This is a genomic window from Faecalibacterium sp. 7, assembly GCF_049562865.1.
GTDB lineage: Bacteria > Bacillota > Clostridia > Oscillospirales > Ruminococcaceae > Faecalibacterium > Faecalibacterium wellingii.
The window spans coordinates 879,378-898,934 of record NZ_CP186911.1; the positions used below are offsets into that span (position 1 = coordinate 879,378).

The 19,557-nt window shown below is 59.5% G+C and carries 17 protein-coding genes; 11 read left to right on the top strand and 6 right to left on the bottom strand.

Going from position 1 to position 19,557, the window contains the following annotated elements:
- Positions 1-85: 85 nt before the first annotated feature.
- The 6 genes from gyrB to dnaA form a co-directional block, all read right to left on the bottom strand.
- Entirely contained in the window at positions 86-2,080 is a 1,995-nt protein-coding gene (gene gyrB / locus ACKXF7_RS04415) for a DNA topoisomerase (ATP-hydrolyzing) subunit B (RefSeq protein WP_249237640.1), read from the bottom strand.
- 218 nt (positions 2,081-2,298) lie between these two features.
- Positions 2,299-2,556, bottom strand: a complete 258-nt coding sequence (gene remB / locus ACKXF7_RS04420) for an extracellular matrix regulator RemB (RefSeq protein ID WP_249237639.1) — start codon at positions 2,554-2,556, stop codon at positions 2,299-2,301.
- Between the two features lie 86 nt (positions 2,557-2,642).
- Positions 2,643-3,764, bottom strand: a complete 1,122-nt coding sequence (gene recF / locus ACKXF7_RS04425) for a DNA replication/repair protein RecF (RefSeq protein ID WP_423742251.1) — start codon at positions 3,762-3,764, stop codon at positions 2,643-2,645.
- Complete coding sequence (locus ACKXF7_RS04430) at positions 3,764-3,979, bottom strand: RNA-binding S4 domain-containing protein (RefSeq protein ID WP_005929126.1); 216 nt, start codon at positions 3,977-3,979, stop codon at positions 3,764-3,766. Before ACKXF7_RS04430 ends, recF begins: the two co-directional genes overlap by 1 nt.
- A gap of 12 nt (positions 3,980-3,991) precedes the next feature.
- The gene (dnaN, locus tag ACKXF7_RS04435) at positions 3,992-5,098 is read right to left on the bottom strand and encodes a DNA polymerase III subunit beta (protein ID WP_339394440.1); all 1,107 of its coding nucleotides are present in this window, start codon (positions 5,096-5,098) and stop codon (positions 3,992-3,994) included.
- Positions 5,099-5,496: 398 nt separating this feature from the next.
- Positions 5,497-6,819, bottom strand: coding sequence for a chromosomal replication initiator protein DnaA (dnaA, locus tag ACKXF7_RS04440; protein WP_005937115.1), 1,323 nt, complete (start codon positions 6,817-6,819; stop codon positions 5,497-5,499).
- Positions 6,820-7,186: 367 nt separating this feature from the next.
- Here dnaA and rpmH point away from each other — a divergent pair, with 367 nt between their 5' ends.
- The 11 genes from rpmH to ACKXF7_RS04495 all read left to right on the top strand — a co-directional run bounded on the left by rpmH (position 7,187) and on the right by ACKXF7_RS04495 (position 19,239).
- Entirely contained in the window at positions 7,187-7,321 is a 135-nt protein-coding gene (gene rpmH, locus ACKXF7_RS04445) for a 50S ribosomal protein L34 (protein ID WP_005924258.1), read from the top strand.
- Between the two features lie 231 nt (positions 7,322-7,552).
- The gene (gene rnpA, locus ACKXF7_RS04450) at positions 7,553-7,969 is read left to right on the top strand and encodes a ribonuclease P protein component (protein ID WP_249237636.1); all 417 of its coding nucleotides are present in this window, start codon (positions 7,553-7,555) and stop codon (positions 7,967-7,969) included.
- Complete coding sequence (yidD, locus tag ACKXF7_RS04455; protein ID WP_423742252.1) at positions 7,966-8,268, top strand: membrane protein insertion efficiency factor YidD; 303 nt, start codon at positions 7,966-7,968, stop codon at positions 8,266-8,268. Before rnpA ends, yidD begins: the two co-directional genes overlap by 4 nt.
- A 265-nt stretch (positions 8,269-8,533) precedes the next feature.
- On the top strand, positions 8,534-9,595 hold the full coding sequence (locus ACKXF7_RS04460) for a YidC/Oxa1 family membrane protein insertase (protein ID WP_339394438.1): 1,062 nt from the start codon (positions 8,534-8,536) through the stop codon (positions 9,593-9,595).
- Positions 9,596-9,612: 17 nt separating this feature from the next.
- A complete protein-coding gene (gene jag / locus ACKXF7_RS04465) occupies positions 9,613-10,767 on the top strand; it encodes an RNA-binding cell elongation regulator Jag/EloR (protein WP_249237633.1) in 1,155 nt (384 codons plus the stop codon).
- A gap of 307 nt (positions 10,768-11,074) precedes the next feature.
- Positions 11,075-12,886 (top strand): 5'-nucleotidase C-terminal domain-containing protein, encoded by a 1,812-nt coding sequence (locus tag ACKXF7_RS04470; RefSeq protein ID WP_423742253.1) that lies wholly within the window; start codon positions 11,075-11,077, stop codon positions 12,884-12,886.
- A 220-nt stretch (positions 12,887-13,106) separates the two neighbouring features.
- Entirely contained in the window at positions 13,107-14,477 is a 1,371-nt protein-coding gene (gene mnmE / locus ACKXF7_RS04475; RefSeq protein WP_423742254.1) for a tRNA uridine-5-carboxymethylaminomethyl(34) synthesis GTPase MnmE, read from the top strand.
- A gap of 470 nt (positions 14,478-14,947) precedes the next feature.
- Positions 14,948-16,816, top strand: a complete 1,869-nt coding sequence (mnmG, locus tag ACKXF7_RS04480; RefSeq protein ID WP_423742255.1) for a tRNA uridine-5-carboxymethylaminomethyl(34) synthesis enzyme MnmG — start codon at positions 14,948-14,950, stop codon at positions 16,814-16,816.
- A 184-nt stretch (positions 16,817-17,000) separates the two neighbouring features.
- Positions 17,001-17,558 carry a prolyl-tRNA synthetase associated domain-containing protein gene (locus tag ACKXF7_RS04485; RefSeq protein ID WP_339394433.1) on the top strand — a complete coding sequence of 186 codons (558 nt, stop codon included), beginning with the start codon at positions 17,001-17,003 and terminating at the stop codon, positions 17,556-17,558.
- Between the two features lie 17 nt (positions 17,559-17,575).
- Positions 17,576-18,283, top strand: a complete 708-nt coding sequence (gene rsmG / locus ACKXF7_RS04490) for a 16S rRNA (guanine(527)-N(7))-methyltransferase RsmG (protein ID WP_249237629.1) — start codon at positions 17,576-17,578, stop codon at positions 18,281-18,283.
- A gap of 158 nt (positions 18,284-18,441) precedes the next feature.
- On the top strand, positions 18,442-19,239 hold the full coding sequence (locus ACKXF7_RS04495; protein WP_423742256.1) for a ParB/RepB/Spo0J family partition protein: 798 nt from the start codon (positions 18,442-18,444) through the stop codon (positions 19,237-19,239).
- Positions 19,240-19,557 lie beyond the last annotated feature (318 nt).

Here is a 19,557-nt window from a genome sequence, read left to right on the forward strand (position 1 = left end):
TCCACGCAAACGTCATCTCTTTGCCAAGGCCTCTCCCTTTGGGAGAGGTGGATTTGCGAAGCAAAGACGGAGAGGGCGAGCACGCTTACACGTCCAGCTTTGCGTACTGGGCGTTGGTCTCGATAAAGCGGCGGCGGGGCTCCACCTGATCGCCCATCAGGATGGTAAAGGCTTCGTCGGCCTTCTCGGCGTCGTCAATGGTGATCTGCACGATCACGCGGTTATCCGGGTTCATGGTGGTCTCCCACAGCTGTTCAGGGTTCATCTCACCAAGGCCCTTATAGCGGTTCACCTTGGCACCCGGCATCTCCTGCGAAAGCACGGCCATTTCGGCATCGTTGTAGGCGTACTTGATGGTGTTGCCCTTCTGCACCTTGAACAGAGGCGGCTGGGCCACATACACATGGCCCTGCTCAATGAGTGGGCGCATATAGCGGAAGAAGAAGGTGAGCATCAGGGTGCAGATGTGGGAGCCATCCACATCGGCATCGGCCATAATGAACACTTTATCGTAGCGCAGCTTGGAGATATCGAACTCGTCCCCAATGCCGCAGCCCAGCGCCAGCACCACCGGCATCAGCTTGTCGTTGCCGTAGATCTTGTCGGCGCGGGCCTTTTCCACGTTCAGCATCTTGCCCCACAGCGGCAGGATGGCCTGAATGGCCGAGTCGCGGCCCATCTTGGCGGAACCGCCTGCAGAGTCGCCCTCGACGATGAAGATTTCGGTGCGGCTGGGGTCTTTTTCGCGGCAGTCTGCCAGCTTGCCGGGCATCCGGCTGGTCTCCAGCGCGCTCTTGCGGCGCACCAGTTCGCGGGCCTTTTTGGCAGCGGCGCGGGCACGGGCAGCCTGAGTGGCCTTTTCAAAGATGGCCTTTGCCACGCCGGGGTTCTCCTCAAAGAACTCCATCAGCTTGGAGTAGACCATGTTGGAAACCAGAGTGCGGATCTCGGTATTGCCCAGCTTTGCCTTGGTCTGGCCCTCAAACTCTGCCTCCTGCAGCTTGACCGAGATCACGCAGATCAGGCCCTCGCGGACGTCTGCGCCGGACAGGTTCTCGTCCTTGTCCTTCAGCAGGCCGTGGCTGCGGCCGTAATCGTTGAACACGCGGGTCAGGCTGTTCTTGAAGCCCTCCTCGTGGGTGCCGCCGTCCGGGGTGTTGACGTTGTTGGCAAAGCTCAGCAGCAGCTCATTGTAGCTGGAATTGTACTGCAGTGCGATCTCTGCCATGCCCCGGTCGGTCTGGCCCTTGAGGTAGATGACATTGGGGTGCAGCACGTCCAGCTTACGCTTCTCGCCCAGATAGGTGACAAAGCTCTTGATGCCGCCCTCGTAGCACATGACCTCGGTGCGGTAGCAGGGGTCACCCTCCTTGCCGTCCTCCAGCACGGGGGTATACATCTCGCGCTCGTCGGTCAGGGTGATCTTGACACCGGCGTTCAGGAAGCTCTCCTCCCGCAGGCGCTTTTCCAGCGTGTCGAAGTCGTACACGGTGGTGTCCTTGAACATCTCCGGGTCCGGCTTGAAGGTGACCCGGGTGCCGGTAACGCCGTCGGCTACGGTGCCGATGCACTTGAGCGGGCCGTCCGGGTCGCCGCGGCGGAAGGTCTGCTCGTACTCCTTGCCGTCGCGGCGCACATCGACGGTGAGCCACTCGGAGCAGGCGTTGACCACCGAAGCACCCACGCCGTGCAGGCCGCCGGCCACCTTATAGCCGGAGTTCTCGCCGCCGAACTTGCCGCCGGCGTGCAGGATGGTGTAAACGACGGTGACGGCGGGCAGGCCGGTATCCGCCTGAATGTCCACAGGAATGCCGCGGCCGTTATCCGTGACCTGAATGATGTTGTCCTTGAGGATCTTCACCTCGATGTGGTCGCAGTAGCCGGCCAGCGCTTCATCGATGGCGTTGTCCACGATCTCGTAGACCAGATGATGCAGGCCCCGCTCGCCGGTGGAGCCGATATACATGCCCGGGCGCTTGCGCACCGCTTCCAGACCCTTCAGGACCTGGATCTCGCTGGCATTATACTCATGGTCGGTAGCGGTTTCGGCATTTGTGCTGGTAATGATTTCTTCTGCCATTTCCTTTCTCCCTTTTGTTCGTTTTTGCGTTTGTTTTTTCAAATGATAGCAAAGCGGGAACCGGTACACCAGGGTGTACTTTTTTCTCGCAGTTTTGTTGTGTTTTTACTCCCCGGCCGCAGAGGGCGTTCCGGCTGGCACGGTGCGGCTTTCCGGGCATTTCCTGGGCTTTCCCATCCCTCTTTTTCTGTGGGTTTTCTGCCCGTTTTCCTCAAATCTTACTCCACCATCTTTTCGGCTCTGCGGCGCATGGCAGCAGGGGACAGCTCGGAAAGATAGACCGTATCCACCACCGCGCCGTCTGCCAGCACATAACTCTGGGGCAGCTCGTCCGAAAGGCTTACCACCGCGCCGTTCTTCTGGGCATAGTTCAGAAACTCCCGGCCCCGGGGGGTGATGGTGGTGGTCTCCAAGTTGAAGATGCCGATGATATCCCGGTCATTCAGTACGTAGTCGCGCCCCAGATGAATATACATACAGTATTTTCCTCATTCCGGCAGCTCATGCATAAAACGCTGTTTATGCACGGGCTTTGTATGGACTTTTGCAGCATTTATCCCGGTCAGGCCCGGCTCAGCACACCGCCGTTCATGCGGTACACCTCGCCGTCCGTTTTCAGGAACGCGGTATCATCGCAGCTGGTGACGAAGGTCTGCTTTTCCTTCATGCGGGTCAGCAGATACTGCTTGCGGCCCTCGTCCAGCTCGCTGAGCACATCGTCCAGCAGGAGCACCGGGTGCTCTCCGGTGATCCGGGCAGCGGCAGCCGCTTCGGCCATTTTCAGGCTCAGCACCACACTGCGCTGCTGTCCCTGACTTGCAAACACCTTTGCGGGCTGGTCGTCCAGCAGCAGCTCAACGTCCTCGCGGTGGATGCCGCACAGGCTCTGCCCGGCGCGCAGCTCTTCGTTCTGGCGCTGCTTCAAAAGTGCGGCCAACCCGCCCGGCTCAAACTGGGCGGCATAGTGCACCGCCATGCGCTCTGCCCCGTGGGAAAGCTCGGCATAGTTGGCGCAGGCCAGCGGGCCAAGCAGGGCCAGATACTCCCGCCGCCGCTTCTGGATGGCCTCGCCCTGCGCTGCAAGCTCCACGTTCAGCACTTCCAGCAGGGCACATTTTTCTGCCCACGGGCGCTCTGTGCCGCCTGCAGAATGACGCAGAAGCGCGTTTTTCTGCTGCAATGCCCGCACATAGCGGCGGTAGGTGGCAAGGTAGCCGGGGTACAGCTGACACAGCGCCGCGTCCAGAAACCGCCGCCGTCCTTCCGGCGCCCCTTTGACAAGGCTCAGGTGCCCGGGGTCGAACACCACAGCCGGAAAGCTGCCCGCAAGGCCTGCCGCCCGTTTGGGCGGTGCACCGTTCACCGATGCATACCGTCCGGGCCGCTGCGCGTCCGGCGTGCCCACCGTGATGCGCACTCTGGCCGGGTCGTCCGGTTCCTGATCCTCCTGCCGGGTGCGCTGGGTGACGGCTTCCAGCACCGCGAATGTTTCCCCGCGGCGCACAAGTTCGGCATCCTTGCCGCCCCGGAAGCTCTTGCCGCCGGTCAGCAGCCAGATGGCCTCCAGCAGGTTGGTCTTGCCCTGACCATTGTTGCCGCAGATCACGGTCAGCTCCCGGCCCGGCTCCAGCTGCGCCGCCGCAATATTGCGGTAGTTCGCAACTTCCAGTGACAGCAGACGCATTACTGCCCCTGCCCGACTTCCACGGTCTGGCCGTCCAGCTCCACCACGTCACCGGCACGGCACTTTTTGCCGCGCATGGTGCACACCTCGCCGTTCACCTTCACGGCACCGCCCTGCACCAGCTCCTTGGCTTCGCCGCCGGTCTCGCACAGGCCTGCATATTTCAGCAGGGCATCCAGCTTGATAAACTCCGTATGGATGAGAATTTTCTGCATAAATTATCCCTCTTAATCGTTCTTGAAGCGCACCGGCAGCACCAGATACAGGAAATCGCTGCCCTCGGCAGGCAGCACCTTTACCGGGCTCAGAGGGCCGCTGATCTCCATGCGGACCTTGTCGGTGCGGGCGTTGCGCAGCGCGTCCAGCAGATAGCGGTTGTTGAAGCCGATCTCCACCTCGTCGCCCTCGCAGTCGGCGTTGAATTCATCCACCACGCGGCCAAGGTTGGTCTGGCAGCGGACGACGACTTTACCCTCTGTAAAGGAGATGCGGAGGGGATTTTTTAAACGCTCTGTAATAATCAGCGAAGCGCGCTCGATGGTCTCGACGAACTCCTTGGTGTCGATGGTCACGCGGGTGCGGCTGTCGGCGGGGATCACGTTGCGGTAGTTGAGGAACTCGCCCTCGATCAGGCGGCTCATGATGGTGTAGCCGCCCGCCATAAAGACCACATAGCGGCGGTTGGCGCTGATATGCACCAGCTCCTCGTCATCGTTGGGCAGCAGGTGGGAGACCTCGGTCATGGTCTTGCTGGGCACGATGATGCGGATGTCCTTCACTGCCGTGACCGGGCGCTCCACGATGGCCAGACGGTAGCCGTCCAGTGCCACCACGGTCAGCTTGTCGGGCAGGATCTCGAACAGCTCACCGGTATGGGCGGGCTTTTTCTCGTCCTGACTGACCGCATATAACGTACGATCGATCATATCTTTCAGAACGCCGGTCTTGATGGTCAGGGTCTCCTCGGCTCCGGTGTTGGGCAGCTCGGGGAAATCACTGGCCGGCATGGACTGGATCTCAAACTGGACGACGCCGCTCTGGATGGTGGTCTTGCCGTTTTCGGCAGAGGTGATGGCTACCTGACCGGCAGGCATCCGGCTGATCATGCTGCTGAGCAGCTTTGCATTCAGCACCACCTCGCCGGCTTCCTTCACATTGGCTTCGATGGTGGTCACGATGCCCATTTCCAGATCGTAGCCGGTCAGGTTGAGCTGGAAGCCCTCAGCTTTGAGCAGAATGCCTTCCAGAACGGGGATCGCTGAACGCATGGTGACGGCTTTGGACACACCATCGATGGCTGCGCTCAGCAGAACTTTGTCACATACGATGTTCAAACTGAATTCTCTCCTTTGTTTTCCGGGTCCGGATGCTGTTTTGGGTTGGAATGCAGTCTCCGGATCGGTCTATCTTATTGAACTTGTTGTAGTAACCGTAGTAGGGTGTGGGGAACTTGTGGAAAACTTGGAAAAGTCCTGTCGGAATGCGGGGGTTTGGGTTTCCACGGCATTGTGAATGTGTTGTGAATGAATCGTGGAAAGGTGAGAAGGAGCCCTTCTTTCCACAGCCCATGTGGAGAACACAGGTTGAATGTTGAAAACTCTGTGGAAAGTGTGGAAAGGTTTGCGTTTTTACCACAAGATATGGGCCATTTTTCCCCATTTTCTTCCGGTTCTTCCCCATATTTTGGGGTTAGAGGTCAAAATGAGTATGACTTTTACCCCGTTTTCCCCGGTCAGGCCTTCACGTTTTTGATGATGTCGCTGACGGTCTCCCGCAGGTGCTGGTCGTTCTTCATGTCCCGCTCCATGGTCTTGAGGGAGTAGACGATGGTGGAATGATCACGGCCGGAGAACTCGCGGCCGATCTCCTCCATGCTCATGCCGGTGACCTCCCGCAGGATGTAGATGGCCACGCGGCGGGCAGAGGCAACGTTGGCGTTGCGCTTGGTGCCGCGGATGTCGGCAGGGGAGACGTTGAAGGTGCGGGACACCTCGCCGATGATCTTCTCGATGGTGACCGGCACCGGCTGGGTCTCGTTGAGAATGTCCTTGATGGCATTCTGGGCCACGCTGATGACCGGCTGGATGCCCTCCAGCATGTAGTAGGCGTTCAGCTTTTTCACGGCGCCTTCCAGCTGGCGGATGTTGTTTTTCAGGTGGTTGGCGATGAACTCGGCCACATCCTCGGGCAGGTCCAGATGCAGAAGCTCTGCCTTGCGCTTGACGATGGCCACCCGGGTCTCAAAATCCGGCGGCTGCACGTCGGCGGTCAGGCCCCACTCAAAGCGGGTGCGCAGACGTTCTTCCAGACTTTTGATCTCCTTGGCCGGGCGGTCGGAGGCAATGACGATCTGCTTGTGTGCATCGTGCAGGGAGTTGAAGGTGTGGAAAAATTCCTCCTGAGTGGACTCCTTGCCGGCGATGAACTGGATATCGTCCACCAGCAGCAGGTCTGCCACGCGGTACTTCATGCGGAAGTCCTCGGTGCTGCCGGCGCGGATGGCGGCGATCAGCTCATTGGTGAACTGCTCGCAGGTAACATACATGATGACGAAGTCGGGGTGGGTGCGCTTGATCTCGGTCTGGATGGCGGTGAGCAGATGGGTCTTGCCCAGACCGGAGCCGCCGTAGATGAACAGCGGGTTGTAGGCACCGGAGGGATTGGCCGCCACCGCCTGCGCAGCAGCAAACGCAAACTGGTTGGAGGGGCCTTTGATGAAGTTCTCGAAGGTGAACTCGTAGTTGCCCTGCGGGGAGGCGGGGTTTGCCTCGTACTGCTGGGCCAGCACCACCTCGTGGGGCGGGGTGCTGGGCACCACCAGCGTGATATCCACGTCAAAGCCCAGCACGGTCTTGAAGGCCTCCTTGAGCAGGCCAAGATAACGGTCCGTCACGATCTTGCAGATGAAGTCGTTGCGCACCGAAAGGGTGATGTGGCTGGAGTCCTCAAAGCTGATGGGCTCCAACCCGTCGATATAGAGATTATAGGTCGGCTCGGCCATCTGCGTTTTGCAGTACGCCTGCGCGGCCTCTAAAACGTCCTTGAAAGAATCCATAAAACATCCACTCCGTTAAAGTTTTCAACAATGCTGCTGATACCAGGTTAGTATACCACAAAAATGGCTGTGCGTCCATATTTCTATAATGTAATTTATAATACATAAGAAAAGCCCCTGCGGGGCCGTTGTGTCCGGGGCAAAACCGGGCCACAATATCTTGTGGCAATAGAGTTTTCCACGGCAAAATGGTGAAAAAGTTGAAAATCTTTTCACAGAAAAATCCGCAAAAAGTTTGCGGAAAAGCGAAAAAAATGCTTGACAGAACGCCATACTATGCGATATACTGTTGAATTGCAAGCCTGTCCCCAATCTGGGACCGCATCAGACCCCATACCGGGGATAAGTTTTTACGGAGGATACAACCATGAAGAGAACTTTTCAGCCCAAGAAGCGTCAGCGCAAGGAAGTTCATGGCTTTCTGACCCGCATGAGCACCAAGAACGGCCGCAAGGTCATCAATGCTCGCCGTGCAAAGGGCCGCAAGAGCCTGACTGTCTGATCTCTGCCTTTATGACGGGATCCGGCGCAGAAATGAATATGCGCACAAAAGACCGCTGATACTGGATTGGCGGTCTTATTTTTTTTTGAGAAACGGAAAACTGCCGGATTCTTGAAAGAATTTTTGTAAAATTGCCCGCATGGGCTTTCAAAGTAGAAAAATTTTTGATATACTGGCTGAAGAATGCACCTTCCGGGTGCGTTCCCAGTCACGGAAAGGAGGCGCGGAATCATGCGCTATCGTCCCATCCGCCGCAACAGCGAGTTTGGCAGAGTGTATGCCCGCGGCAAGTCCTACGTGAACCCGGCCCTTGTGATGTACGTGCTGAAGACCCGCGGCAAAAAGACCCGCGTGGGCCTGACCGCCACCAAAAAGATCGGTCACGCCGTGCAGCGCAACCGGGCCCGCCGCGTAATGAAGGCGGCCATCGACGAACATCTGGATTACAACATCGGCGGCTATGATCTGGTCTTTGTGGCCCGGGGCATGACCCCGCGGCTGAAGAGCTGGCAGCTGAGCAGCGTAGTGGCAAAGCTGTTCGCACAGGCCGGTCTGCCCGATAAGGCCAAACGTCCGGATGCACCGCCGCCCGCCACAGTGCCCCCGGCACGCAGGGCAAAGGCGGAAAAGGCGGAGCCCACCGCATGACAGGGCTGCAAAACGCCTGCAGAAAGGCGCTGTGCGGGCTGATCCGGGTGTATCAGTACACCCTGAGCCCGTGGATCGGCCGCAGCTGCCGCTTTACGCCCAGCTGCAGCAACTACACCATGCAGGCCATCATGACCCATGGGTGCATCAAAGGCATCCTGCTGGGGGCATGGCGCATCGCCCGGTGCAATCCTCTCGGCAAATGGGGCTACGACCCGGTGCCGGAGCCGGGCCGCTGGCAGAACCCTGCCCGCCGCCTGCAGCCCGCAAAGCTGTTTGAAAAGCGGCATAGGGGATAAAGTTTATCTGTCATTGAAGAAAACTCCCTCAGTCACGGCTTGCGCCGTGCCAGCTCCCTCATGGAGGGAGCCTCTGGCGAGAAGGAAAACTTTATCGCCATGACAAAGGCCCCATCTCAGAGGGGGCTGTCGAGCGAATGCGAGACTGGGGGAGTTTCTACGGCATCTGAATCAGCTTCTTGTGACGCGGTGCACTGTGGGCAGCGTGTCCTACGATAAAAAATAACAAGTCCCGTGCCACAGACGGGGCAGAATGGACAAAGGTATGAACTTCTTTTACATCCTGAGCGGTCCTCTCGGCTATGTCATGGAGTGGATCTACAAGCTGCTCCCGAGCTACGGCTGGGACATCATCATCTTCACGCTGCTCATCAACATCGTCAAGATCCCTCTGCAGCTGAGCCAGCAGAAGAGCATGGCTAAAATGTCGGCCTTCCAGCCCATGATGATGGAGATCCAGAACAAGTACAAGGACAAGCCCGAAAAGCAGCAGGAAGAAATGCTCAAGCTGCAGCAGAACTACGGCTATAACCCCACCGCAGGCTGTGTGCCCATGCTGCTGAACTTCCTGGTCATGTTCGGCGTTATCGGCGTCGTGTACAATCCGCTGGAGCGCATCTTCCACATCAGCGCTGCTGCCCTGACCGCTGCCGGTGAGGCCCTGACTGCCTCCGGTGTCGCCTTTACCGCCATCACCCGCGATACCACCATTATTTCTCAGCTGGTGGCAGGCAACGGCAGTCTGGCTGCCTGCTTTACCCCGGAGCAGATCGCGACTGTCACCGAGTTCAGCCGTCATATGACCTTCCTCGGCATCGACCTGACCCGCGTGCCCAAGCTGGGCCTGTCGCTGGACATCGTGCTGCCGCTGCTGTCGGTCATCACCATGCTCCTGTCCACCCATATCAGCATGAAGGCCAGCGGCCAGCAGATGCAGGGCAGCATGAAGGTGACCATGTATATGATGCCGCTGATGTACCTGTTCTTCTGCTTCACCTATCCTCTGGCATTCTCTCTGTACTACGTCATTTCCAACATCGTGATGACCGCGCAGACCCAGGTCATGCGCAAGGTGTACGACCCCGATAAGATGCGCAAGGAGATCGAAGCGCAGATCGCAGAAAAGAAAAAGCAGGAAAAACGCGGTGTGAAGAACACTACCGTTAAGGTCACCGATCCCAAGACCGGCAAGACCACGGAAAAGAACCTTTCCGCCAGCGAGATGAACAAGCGCCGGCTGGAGTATGCCCGCAAGCTGGACGAGGAGCGCTACAAGGACGAGCGCACCGTGCCGCTGAGCGAGCTGAACAAGCAGGATAAAGAATAAGAAGGAGGAGAACGGTTATGATCCGTAAGCAGGAAGCGACCGGCAAAACGGTCGATGAAGCCCGCGCAAAAGCCTGTGCCCTGCTGGGCGTGCAGGCCGATGATCTGAATGTCAGCTGCGAAGTGCTGGAAATGCCCCAGAAGACTGGTTTTCTGGGCCTGAAGCTCACCCCCGCCAAGGTGTGTGTGAGCGTGGAGGAGCCGGACGCTCCGGCAGCACCCGCCGTTGAGGAAAAGAAGGCTCCTGTTCAGGAGAAGGCCGCGCCTGCTCCTGCAGTGGAAGCACCCGCTGCACCGGCAGAGCCGGAAGCCAAGGCCGAGGAGCCTGCAGCGCCCGCTGTGGAAGCTGCCGCAGTGCAGCAGCCTGCCGCCGAGGAAGAGGAGACCGAGGAGCCCATCAACATTGAAGAAAACGCCAAGGTCAAGGCCGCTGTGGACTACCTGCGTGAGGTCATTGCCCTGATGGGCGTGGAGAACGTCTCCTTCAGCGCCGTGCAGAAGGGCGAGGCCACCATCATCCGTCTGGACGGTGAAAAGCTGGGTGCCCTCATCGGCCGCCGCGGCGAGACCATGGAGAGCCTGTCCTATCTGGCAAGCCTTGTGGCAAACCGTCTGGAGGGCGATTACATCAAGCTGGGTCTGGACGTTGCCGGCTACCGCGACAAGCGCGAGAGCGACCTGACCGCACTGGCACAGCGCATTGGTGCCAAGGTGCGCAAGACCGGCCGCAGCTTTGCCATGGAGCCCATGAACCCCTACGAGCGCCGCATCATCCACTCTGCCATCAGCAAGATGGAGGGCGTGCGCAGCGAGAGCAAGGGCGAAGGCCGTGACCGCCGTGTGGTCATCTACTCCACCGCACCCGATGCACAGACCGAGAACACCTACGGGGAGCGCCGTCCCCGCGGCGGACGCGGCAATGGCCGTCGTCCCGGCGGTCCGCGCAGCGGCGGTTATCGCGGCGGAAACCGTTCCGACCACGGCGACCGCAATGGCAGCCGTGGCGGCTACCGCGGCAGCCGCAGCGGTGCACCCCGCGGCCCCCGTCCCTCCGGTGTGCCGGAGCGCACCTATGCACCCCGTGATGCCGAGAATGCCGCACCGGTGGCACCCAAGCGCACCGAGCGGGTGGATGATTTTGCCGATTTCAGCTTTGGCAAGATCGAGCTGTAATTTTGCGGAATTATTTTTGAAATCAGGGTCTCCGGAAGATCTGCGGATTTTCCGGAGACCTTTTTTCACGCAAAAAAGGATTTTACCCAAAACTGACGCCAAGCTGGTTTCAGGCCGGGCGGCAGCTGCGGTATACGGAGCCTGTCAAAAGTCATTCTTCTCAAAATTTGGAGGAACTGCCTGTTTTTTGCCGAAATCTTTCTCTCAAATGGCAATTGTAAAACAATTGGTCAAGGATTTATACTGTAGTCAAGAGCGTTCTGTTCGTGAAGAACAGACAGAATGATGAGAAGAGAGGTAATCAACTATGGCTCAGAACAAGATCTCCCGCCGCAGCTTCCTGCGTGGTGCAGGGGCATCCGCGACCATCGCAGCCGCCAGCTGCATGGCACCCTCTGCAGCCGCCTGTGACATCAAGTCCCTGTGGAGCATGGATCTGCAGATCCTTGCCACCAGCGACACCCACGGCAAGTTCGATCCCTGGGATTACGCCGCCAACAAGGCAGATGCTTCCGGCAGTGTGGCCCAGCAGGCGACCGCCATCAAGCAGTGCCGCACCCGGAACACGCTGGTGGTGGATGCAGGCGATACCATTCAGGCCAACTCCGCAGAGCTGTTCCTGAAGGATGACCTGCATCCCATGATCGCTGCCATGAATGCCATCGGCTATGATATCTGGACCACCGGCAACCATGAGTACAACTACGGCATGGATGTGCTGAAAAAGGTCATGGGACAGCAGAAGGCCAAGGTGCTCACCGGCAACGTTTACGCACCGGACGGCACCCCGCTGGCCGACGGCTACACCATCATCAAGAAGGGCACCGTGAAAATCGGCGTCATTGGCATGGTCACCCCCAACATCAACCGCTGGGATGCCAAGAATCTGGAGGGCTGGACAGTCACCAACCCTGTGGACGAGAGCCGCAGGATCATCGATAAGATCAAGGATCAGGTGGATGTTCTGATCGGCGTCATGCACATGGATACCGAGAACGAGTACGGTGTCTATGGCTCCGGCGTCACCGATCTGGCAAATGCCTGCCCTGAGTTCGACGTCATCGTGGGCGGCCACGGCCATAGGAGCATCCCCAACATGATGATCAACAACGTGCTGGTGGTGGAGAACAAGAACGCCGGTGCCACCCTGTCCGAGATCCACGTCTATCTGGAGCGCCAGCTGGACGGCAAGTGGAAGGTCGTGAACCGCACCTCTGAAAACCTGCAGATCAAGGAGTACGAGCCCGATCCGGAGCTGACCGCTCTGCTGGCTCCTTACGACACCCGCGCCAAGGAAGACGCTGTCACCCCCATCGGCGAGCTGAAGGGCGGCGATCTGGCCCCCGAAAACGAGATCGACTGCCTGCCGCAGGCCATGGTGCAGGACACCGCGCTGCTGGACTTCATCAACGAAGTGCAGATGTACTACACCGGTGCGCAGGTCTCCGCAACGGCCCTGACCTCCATGACCTCCCAGATGCGCGCAGGCACCATCCGCAAGTGCGATATGGCCAGCATCTACACCTACCAGAACACCCTGTACAAGCTGCAGATGACCGGCGAGCAGCTGCGCCGCTTTATGGAGTGGTCCGCAGCCTTCTTCAAGACATGGAAGCCGGATGAAGTGACCATCGCTTTTGACCCCTCGGTGCGCTACTACCTGTACGATGCTTTTGAGGGCGTCAACTATGAGCTGGACGTCTCCAAGGAGCCGGGCCACCGCATCAAGAACCTCAAGTGGCCGAACGGCAAGGCCGTGAAGGACACCGACACCTTTGTTGTGGCAGTGAACAACTACCGCGCCACCACCCAGCTGCTGACGGCTGCGGACATCTTCCTGCCCGGTGAGGATCTGCCCAAGCTGCTGGAGATCGATGTGCGCGGCGACGTGGGCGGCATCCGCGAGCTGCTGGGCGAGTACATCCGCACCGTGAAGGGCGGCACCATCGAGCCGCACGTGAACAACAACTGGAAGATCGTGGGCAACAACTGGAAGGCCGCCGATCACCAGAAGGCTGTGCAGCTGCTGCGCGAGGGCAAGCTGGCCCTGAATGAGAATGCCGATGCACGCACGCTGCCCGGCAAGGCCATCACCACGGCAGATATCGCCAAGTTCTAAAAATCAGTTTCCTGTAAAAAGGGGCTTTCCGTGTTGGGACGGAAAGTCCCTTTTTTGTGTGAGAAACGGGCGGATTTTCAACCGTTTCCCGGGAATTGGTTGAAAAAACAGTACCATTCCGCCGCGTTTCGTGGTACAATGAAACTGTATTGGTCTCGCTGCTGTGGGCAGATGGGAGCAAGCGGCCAGACCGGGCGCGGAAAGGAAGCCAGAAAAAACCATGCAGGAAGCGACCATTGCAGCAATTGCAACAGCACCGGGCGCAGGCGGCATTGCCGTGGTGCGGCTCTCCGGTGCGGAGAGTTATCAGGTGGCGGCCCGGGTGTTCTGCCCGGCCAACGCCGCAAAAAAAGTGGAACAGGCCAAAGGTTATACGGCCATGTACGGGGCCTTCCGGGAAGGGAACGAGACCTTTGACGAGGGGGTGGCCCTGTTTTTCCGTGCGCCCCACAGCTATACCGGCGAGGATGTGGTGGAGCTTTCCTGTCATGGCGGAAATGCGGTGGCCCGCCGTCTGGTGGAAGCCTGCCTTGCCGCCGGTGCGCAGCCTGCCGCGCCCGGCGAGTACACCCGCCGCGCCTTCCTGAACGGCAAGCTGGGTCTGACCCAGGCCGAGGCGGTCATGGACCTGATCTCGGCAGACGGGCGGCAGGGGGCCGCACTGGCCAATGCGGCGCTGGGCGGTGCGCTGGCCAAAAAGATCGACGCCCAAAAGCAGGAGCTTACCGCCATTCAGGCACACCTTGCCGCATGGGTGGATTTTCCCGAGGAGGATGTGCCGGAGCTGGACGATGACCACCTGCACCGGGTGCTGAGCGGGGTAAAGGAAGAACTGGACGGCCTGATCCGGAACTATCAGGCAGACACCATCCTGCGCGAGGGCGTGGACTGCGCCATCGTGGGCCGGCCCAACGCAGGCAAGTCCACGCTGCTCAACCTGCTGGCCGGGTTCGACCGGGCCATTGTGACGCCGGTGGCTGGCACCACCCGCGACGTGGTGGAGCAGGCGGTGCAGCTGGGGGATGTCCGGCTGAACCTGTTCGATACCGCCGGCCTGCGGGAGACGGAGGACGCCATTGAAGCGGAGGGCATCCGCCGCAGCTGGAAGAAGCTGGAGGAAGCGGGCCTGATCCTTGCCGTGTTCGATGGCTCCGAGCCGCCCACAAGGGAAGATCTGGAGCTTGCACAGCGCTGTGAGGGCCGTCCGGCCATTGCACTTATCAACAAAGAGGATAAACCGACGCGATTCGACCCGGAGTTGATCGCACCTTTCTTTGCCATGGTGCTGCCGGTGTGCTGTCAGGAGGAGGGGAGCCGCAAGGTGATCTCCGCTGCGGTGGCCCGGCTGCTGGGCACCAGCCAGATCGATGCCCATGCCGCCAGCCTGTCCGGCCAGCGTCAGCTTTCCGCCGCACTGCGTGCGCGGGATGCCGTGGCCGGTGCACTGGATGCTGCCGCAGGCGGCTTTGGGCTGGACGCGGTGTCTGTCTGTGTGGACGATGCACTGGCCGCCCTGTGCGACCTGACCGGCGAGAACGCCTCGGAAGCCGTGATCGAACAGGTGTTTGAACGCTTCTGCGTGGGAAAGTGACGAAGAGCTTCCTGCGCAGAGCGTAGTCGCGTGTTTAAAGTTTGATGCCTTTTGCAAAATGCATCGCCGCCGGGTATGTTCTCTTTTGACACCAAAAGAGAACCAGAAAAGTGCCAGCGATTTCGACGCGCTGGAGCCACGAAAAAGGGGCTGCTCGCCCCTTTTAACCCCAAAGAGGAGGGCTGCACCGGAAAAAACTGAAGATTCACGCCTGTTCGGCGTGAAGATCTTTTAACCGTTTTTTCCGGCTCCGCCGATTCAAAGCCCCTCAGTCGCTGCGCGACAGCTCCCCCGGGGGAGCGAGCGCTGCTGCTGCCGTTTCCCGTTACGACCCCACCCGTGAAAATGGGTTACAGGAAAGTCCGCAGACTTTCCTGTAACCCGAAATTTAAAATAATTCTTCCGCTGAAAATGCCCAGAGTAAAACGGAGGGCATTTCAAATCATTTATTAGAGGAAACCCGAAAGTATATGAACCACTTAGGAGATTATGACGTCATCGTCATCGGTGCCGGTCACGCCGGCATCGAAGCCGCCCACGCCGCCGCGACATTGGGTGCAAAAACCGCCGTGTTTACCATGAGTCTGGATGCCATTGGCAACATGCCCTGCAACCCCAGCATTGGCGGCACGGCAAAAGGCACGCTGGTACGTGAATTGGATGCACTGGGCGGCGTGATGGGCCTTGCTGCGGATGCCACCTATCTGCAGAGCCGGATGCTCAACCGGGGCAAGGGCCCGGCTGTCCACGCCCTGCGTGTGCAGACCGACCGCAAGCGCTACCACGAATATATGAAGCACGCCCTTGAGCTGACGCCCGGCCTTGCCATCCATCAGGCAGAGGTCGTGGGCATTGAGACCGAGAACGGCCATGTGAAGGGCGTCGTGACCCAGCTGAACGGCGAATACAGCGCCAAGTGCGTGGTCATTGCCACCGGCACGAATCTGGGCGGCAAAATTTTTGTGGGTGATGCATGGTATGCCTCCGGCCCGGACGGGATGCACGCCGCCAACGCCCTGACCGACAGCCTGAAGGCCGCCGGTCTGCCGCTGCGCCGGTTCAAGACCGGCACCCCTGCCCGGGTGCACCGCCGCAGCATCGATTTCAGCCAGCTGGAATGCCAGCCCGGCGACCCGGACAGCGAGCTGCAGCCCTTCAGCTTCCTGACCGACGCCCCCATGCACAACAAGGTGGAGTGCTGGATCGCCTATACCAACCCCGAGACCCACAGGATCATTCTGGATAACATCCAGCGCAGCCCGCTCTACGGCGGCATGATCGAGGGCGTTGGCCCGCGCTACTGCCCCTCCATCGAGGACAAGGTGGTGCGCTTTGCGGGCAAGGATCGTCACCCCATTTTTGTGGAGCCCTGCGGGGAGAACACCGAGGAGATGTATCTGCAGGGAGCCTCCAGCAGCCTGCCGGAGGATGTGCAGAACGCCTTCTACCGCAGCATCAAAGGGTTTGAGAACATCGAGATCATGCGCCCGGCCTACGCCATCGAGTACGACTGCGTGGACCCCACCAGTCTGGAAGCCACGCTGGAAAGCAAGGTGGTGCGGGGCCTGTACGGTGCGGGCCAGTTCAACGGCACCTCCGGCTACGAGGAAGCCGCTGCGCAGGGCCTGCTGGCCGGACTGAACGCCGCCCGCAATGCGCTGGGCAAAGAGCAGCTCATCCTGCCGCGCCACACCAGCTATCTGGGCACGCTGGTGGATGATCTGGTCACCAAAGGGGTCATGGACCCCTACCGCATGATGACCAGCCGCAGCGAGTACCGCCTGACCCTGCGTCAGGACAACGCTGACCAGCGGCTGACCCCCATCGGCAGGGAATACGGCCTTGTGCAGGATGACCGCTGGGCCAAGTACCAGCACACCCAGAGCATTCTGGAAGCGGAGCGCCGCCGCCTGCACGAGACGCATCTGCGCACCGCCGACCTGCGCACCGCCATGGAAGCGGCCGGGCTTGCTCCTGCTGCCGAAGGCGGCATTGCGGAAGAGCTGCTGCGCCGCCCGGAGATCAGCTATCCGCTGCTGGCCGGTGTCATCGGCTGGGGCGAGCAGATCACCCCCATGCTGGCCGAGCGGTTGGAGACCGAGATCAAGTATGCAGGCTACATTGCCCGGCAGGACCGGATGATCCGGGACGTGGCCCGGCATGAAAAGACCCTGATCCCGGACGACTTTGAATATGCGGATCTGGCCGGCCTGACGCTGGAAGCCCGCGAAAAGCTGGCCCGCATCCGGCCGAAGAACCTCGGTCAGGCGGGCCGCATCCCGGGCGTATCGCCCTCCGATGTGGCGCAGCTGAGCATTGCGCTGGCAGCGAGGAAATGACTTTGCTGAACCCTCTCAGGCAAAGCCTTTCGGCTTTGCCAGCTCCCCCAAAGGGGGGAGCTTTATAAGCGTTCCCCCAGATGCAAAAAGCTCCCCCTTCGGGGGAGCTGGACGCGAAGCGGCCTGAGAGGGTTTCTCTATAAATGCAATTTAAAATCGTACCCATAGAAAGAAGCTGCAACCAATGGAAGAACTGAAGCTTTACGAGGGCCGTCCCGCCGACTGCACTGGGCGGCTGGAAAAAGAGATCCGCACCTATGACCTGCTGGACAAGCTGGGCATCCAATTCTGGCGCACCGACCACGGCTGGATGAAGGCCGATACCATGGAGGACTGCCATGTGATCGATGCCTGTCTGAATGCCACCGTCTGCAAGAACCTGTTCCTGTGCAACCGGCAGAAGACGAACTTTTATCTGCTCATGATGCCCGGGGATAAGCCCTTCAAAACCAAAGAGCTCTCCCACCAGCTGGGCATTGCCCGCCTGAGCTTTGCCTCGCCCGAGGATATGGAGCAGTATCTGGACTGTACGCCCGGCTCCTCCTCCATCATGGGGCTTGCCAACGACACCGAAAACAAGGTGCAGCTGCTGATGGATGAGGATGTGAAGAAAGGGGAGTACCTTGGCTGCCACCCCTGCATCAACACCTCTTCGCTCAAGCTGCGCACGGCAGATGTGCTGGAAACCTTCCTGCCCGCCGTCCACCACGAGCCGATTTTCGTCCAGCTGACCGGTGAATGAAAGAAAGGACAATACCCATGATCGACAAACAGCGTCTGGAAGCAAAATGTTCCACATGGAACATCACCCTCACCGGCACCCAGCTGGACCAGCTGGATGCCTTTGCCGAAATTCTGGTGGACTACAACCAGAAGGTCAACCTGACCGCCATCACCGACCCCGAGGGGATCGAGGATAAGCATTTCCTCGACAGTCTGCTTTTTGCCAGCCAGCCGGAAGTGGCGGGCCGCATGGTGGATGTGGGCGCAGGCGCAGGCTTCCCGGGCATCGTGACCAAAATTTTCAAGCCGGAGCTGCAGCTGACCCTGATGGAGCCCACCGGAAAGCGGGTGGAGTTTTTGAAGTACGCCTGCGCCCAGCTGGGCCTTGTCGGCGTGGAGTTTGCCAAGGAGCGCGCCGAGGAAGCCGCCCGCAAGGCGTGGCGGGAGCAGTTCGATCTGGCATCTGCCCGGGCTGTGGCCGCCCTGCCCATGCTGGCCGAATACTGCCTGCCGCTGGTAAAGGTAGGGGGGAACTTCCTTGCCATGAAGGGCTCCTCCGGTGAGGAAGAGCTGACCGCAGCGCGCGGTGCCATCAAAAAGCTGGGCGGTGAGTACAGGGAGACCCGCACCCTGCATCTGCCGGGCGGTGATACCCGCACCCTGATCCTGTGCAAAAAGATTTCGCAGACTCCGACAGCTTACCCCAGAAACGGCGGTAAAATCGCAAAAAGTCCGCTGAAATAACGCAGCAATGAACATATTCTGAAAGACCCTGCCGAACGATTTGTCTGGCAGGGTCTTTCTTTGTGTGGTACACTGTGGCTGAAGCCTGAGATTTTTCACGCTTTCCCGGGAAAATGTGGAAAACAGACCCGGCAAAACTGCGAAGGGGGAGTATATTCATGTTTGAACGCAAAAAGCAGGCGGGCAAGATTTATTTCCTGCCCATCGACCAGATCCGGCCGTCGCCATTTCAGGCACGGCGGGAATTCAGCGAGCAGGAGCTTGCGGCACTGGCGCAGAGCATCCGGGAGAACGGCCTGCTGCAGCCGGTCACGGTGCGGAAGCTGTCGGATGGCGGCTATGAGCTGGTGGCAGGGGAGCGGCGGCTCCGTGCCTGCAGGCTGGCAAAGATGACCACCATCCCGGCCATCCTCTGCAACTACGGCGACGAGCAGACCGCGGCGCTGGGCCTGCTGGAAAACATCCAGCGGGCCGACCTGAACCCCTTTGAACAGGCACAGGGTATGAAGGATGTGATGGTGCTGTGGGACTGCACCCAGGCCGAGGCCGCCAAACGTCTGGGCATGGCGCAGCCCACCCTTGCCAACAAGCTGCGGCTCTTGCAGCTGAACGCCGACCAGCGGCAGTTCGTGCTGGACAACAACCTCACCGAGCGCCATGCCCGGGCGGTGCTGCGTCTGCCGGAGAGCCGCCGCAGCGAAGCCTTGATCAACATTGCCAAGCGCCGCATGAACGCCCGGCAGACCGACCTCTACATTGAACAGCTGCTCAATACCCCTGCAAAAGGCAGGCACCGTATTTCCATGGTCAAGGACGTGCGCATTTTTGTGAACACCATCGACCATGCCATCCGCTTGATGACCGACAACGGCGTGCCCGCTACCGCCCATCGGGAAGAGAAGGACGGGTATATCGAGTATACGGTGCGCATTCCCACCGCAGCTGCCGAACGGTAAAATTGTTCCATGTGGAACAGGGGACGAACTCCCTCAGTCAAAACCTGACGGTTTTGCCAGCTCCCTCGGAGAGGGAGCCTCTGCATGCCGGAAACTTTGCAATTTACCCGGTAGCTTTGCCGCCATGTCAAGGGCCCCATCCCAGAGGGGGCTGTCTGCGCAGCAGACTGGGGGAGTTCTCTCCCCAAAGTGTCCGCATTTCCGCTTTTCCGTCCCTAAAAGTTAAAAATCCAGCCGAAAAACGCTTCAGATGGTTCAAAAACCGATTTGGATGTGCTATACTAGGTGTTAAGGTGCCTGTATGGACGGGAAACCGGC

Bases quoted from the DNA above. Each gene is read 5' to 3' on its own strand.
- mnmG (WP_423742255.1), top strand. From the start codon at position 14,948: ATGAACCACTTAGGAGATTATGACGTCATCGTCATCGGTGCCGGTCAC.
- ACKXF7_RS04430 (WP_005929126.1), bottom strand. From the start codon at position 3,979: ATGCAGAAAATTCTCATCCATACGGAGTTTATCAAGCTGGATGCCCTG.
- gyrB (WP_249237640.1), bottom strand. From the start codon at position 2,080: ATGGCAGAAGAAATCATTACCAGCACAAATGCCGAAACCGCTACCGAC.
- remB (WP_249237639.1), bottom strand. From the start codon at position 2,556: ATGTATATTCATCTGGGGCGCGACTACGTACTGAATGACCGGGATATC.
- ACKXF7_RS04470 (WP_423742253.1), top strand. From the start codon at position 11,075: ATGGCTCAGAACAAGATCTCCCGCCGCAGCTTCCTGCGTGGTGCAGGG.
- ACKXF7_RS04460 (WP_339394438.1), top strand. From the start codon at position 8,534: ATGAACTTCTTTTACATCCTGAGCGGTCCTCTCGGCTATGTCATGGAG.
- ACKXF7_RS04495 (WP_423742256.1), top strand. From the start codon at position 18,442: ATGTTTGAACGCAAAAAGCAGGCGGGCAAGATTTATTTCCTGCCCATC.
- dnaA (WP_005937115.1), bottom strand. From the start codon at position 6,819: ATGGATTCTTTCAAGGACGTTTTAGAGGCCGCGCAGGCGTACTGCAAA.
- rsmG (WP_249237629.1), top strand. From the start codon at position 17,576: ATGATCGACAAACAGCGTCTGGAAGCAAAATGTTCCACATGGAACATC.
- yidD (WP_423742252.1), top strand. From the start codon at position 7,966: ATGACAGGGCTGCAAAACGCCTGCAGAAAGGCGCTGTGCGGGCTGATC.
- rnpA (WP_249237636.1), top strand. From the start codon at position 7,553: ATGCGCTATCGTCCCATCCGCCGCAACAGCGAGTTTGGCAGAGTGTAT.
- recF (WP_423742251.1), bottom strand. From the start codon at position 3,764: ATGCGTCTGCTGTCACTGGAAGTTGCGAACTACCGCAATATTGCGGCG.
- ACKXF7_RS04485 (WP_339394433.1), top strand. From the start codon at position 17,001: ATGGAAGAACTGAAGCTTTACGAGGGCCGTCCCGCCGACTGCACTGGG.
- mnmE (WP_423742254.1), top strand. From the start codon at position 13,107: ATGCAGGAAGCGACCATTGCAGCAATTGCAACAGCACCGGGCGCAGGC.
- jag (WP_249237633.1), top strand. From the start codon at position 9,613: ATGATCCGTAAGCAGGAAGCGACCGGCAAAACGGTCGATGAAGCCCGC.
- rpmH (WP_005924258.1), top strand. From the start codon at position 7,187: ATGAAGAGAACTTTTCAGCCCAAGAAGCGTCAGCGCAAGGAAGTTCAT.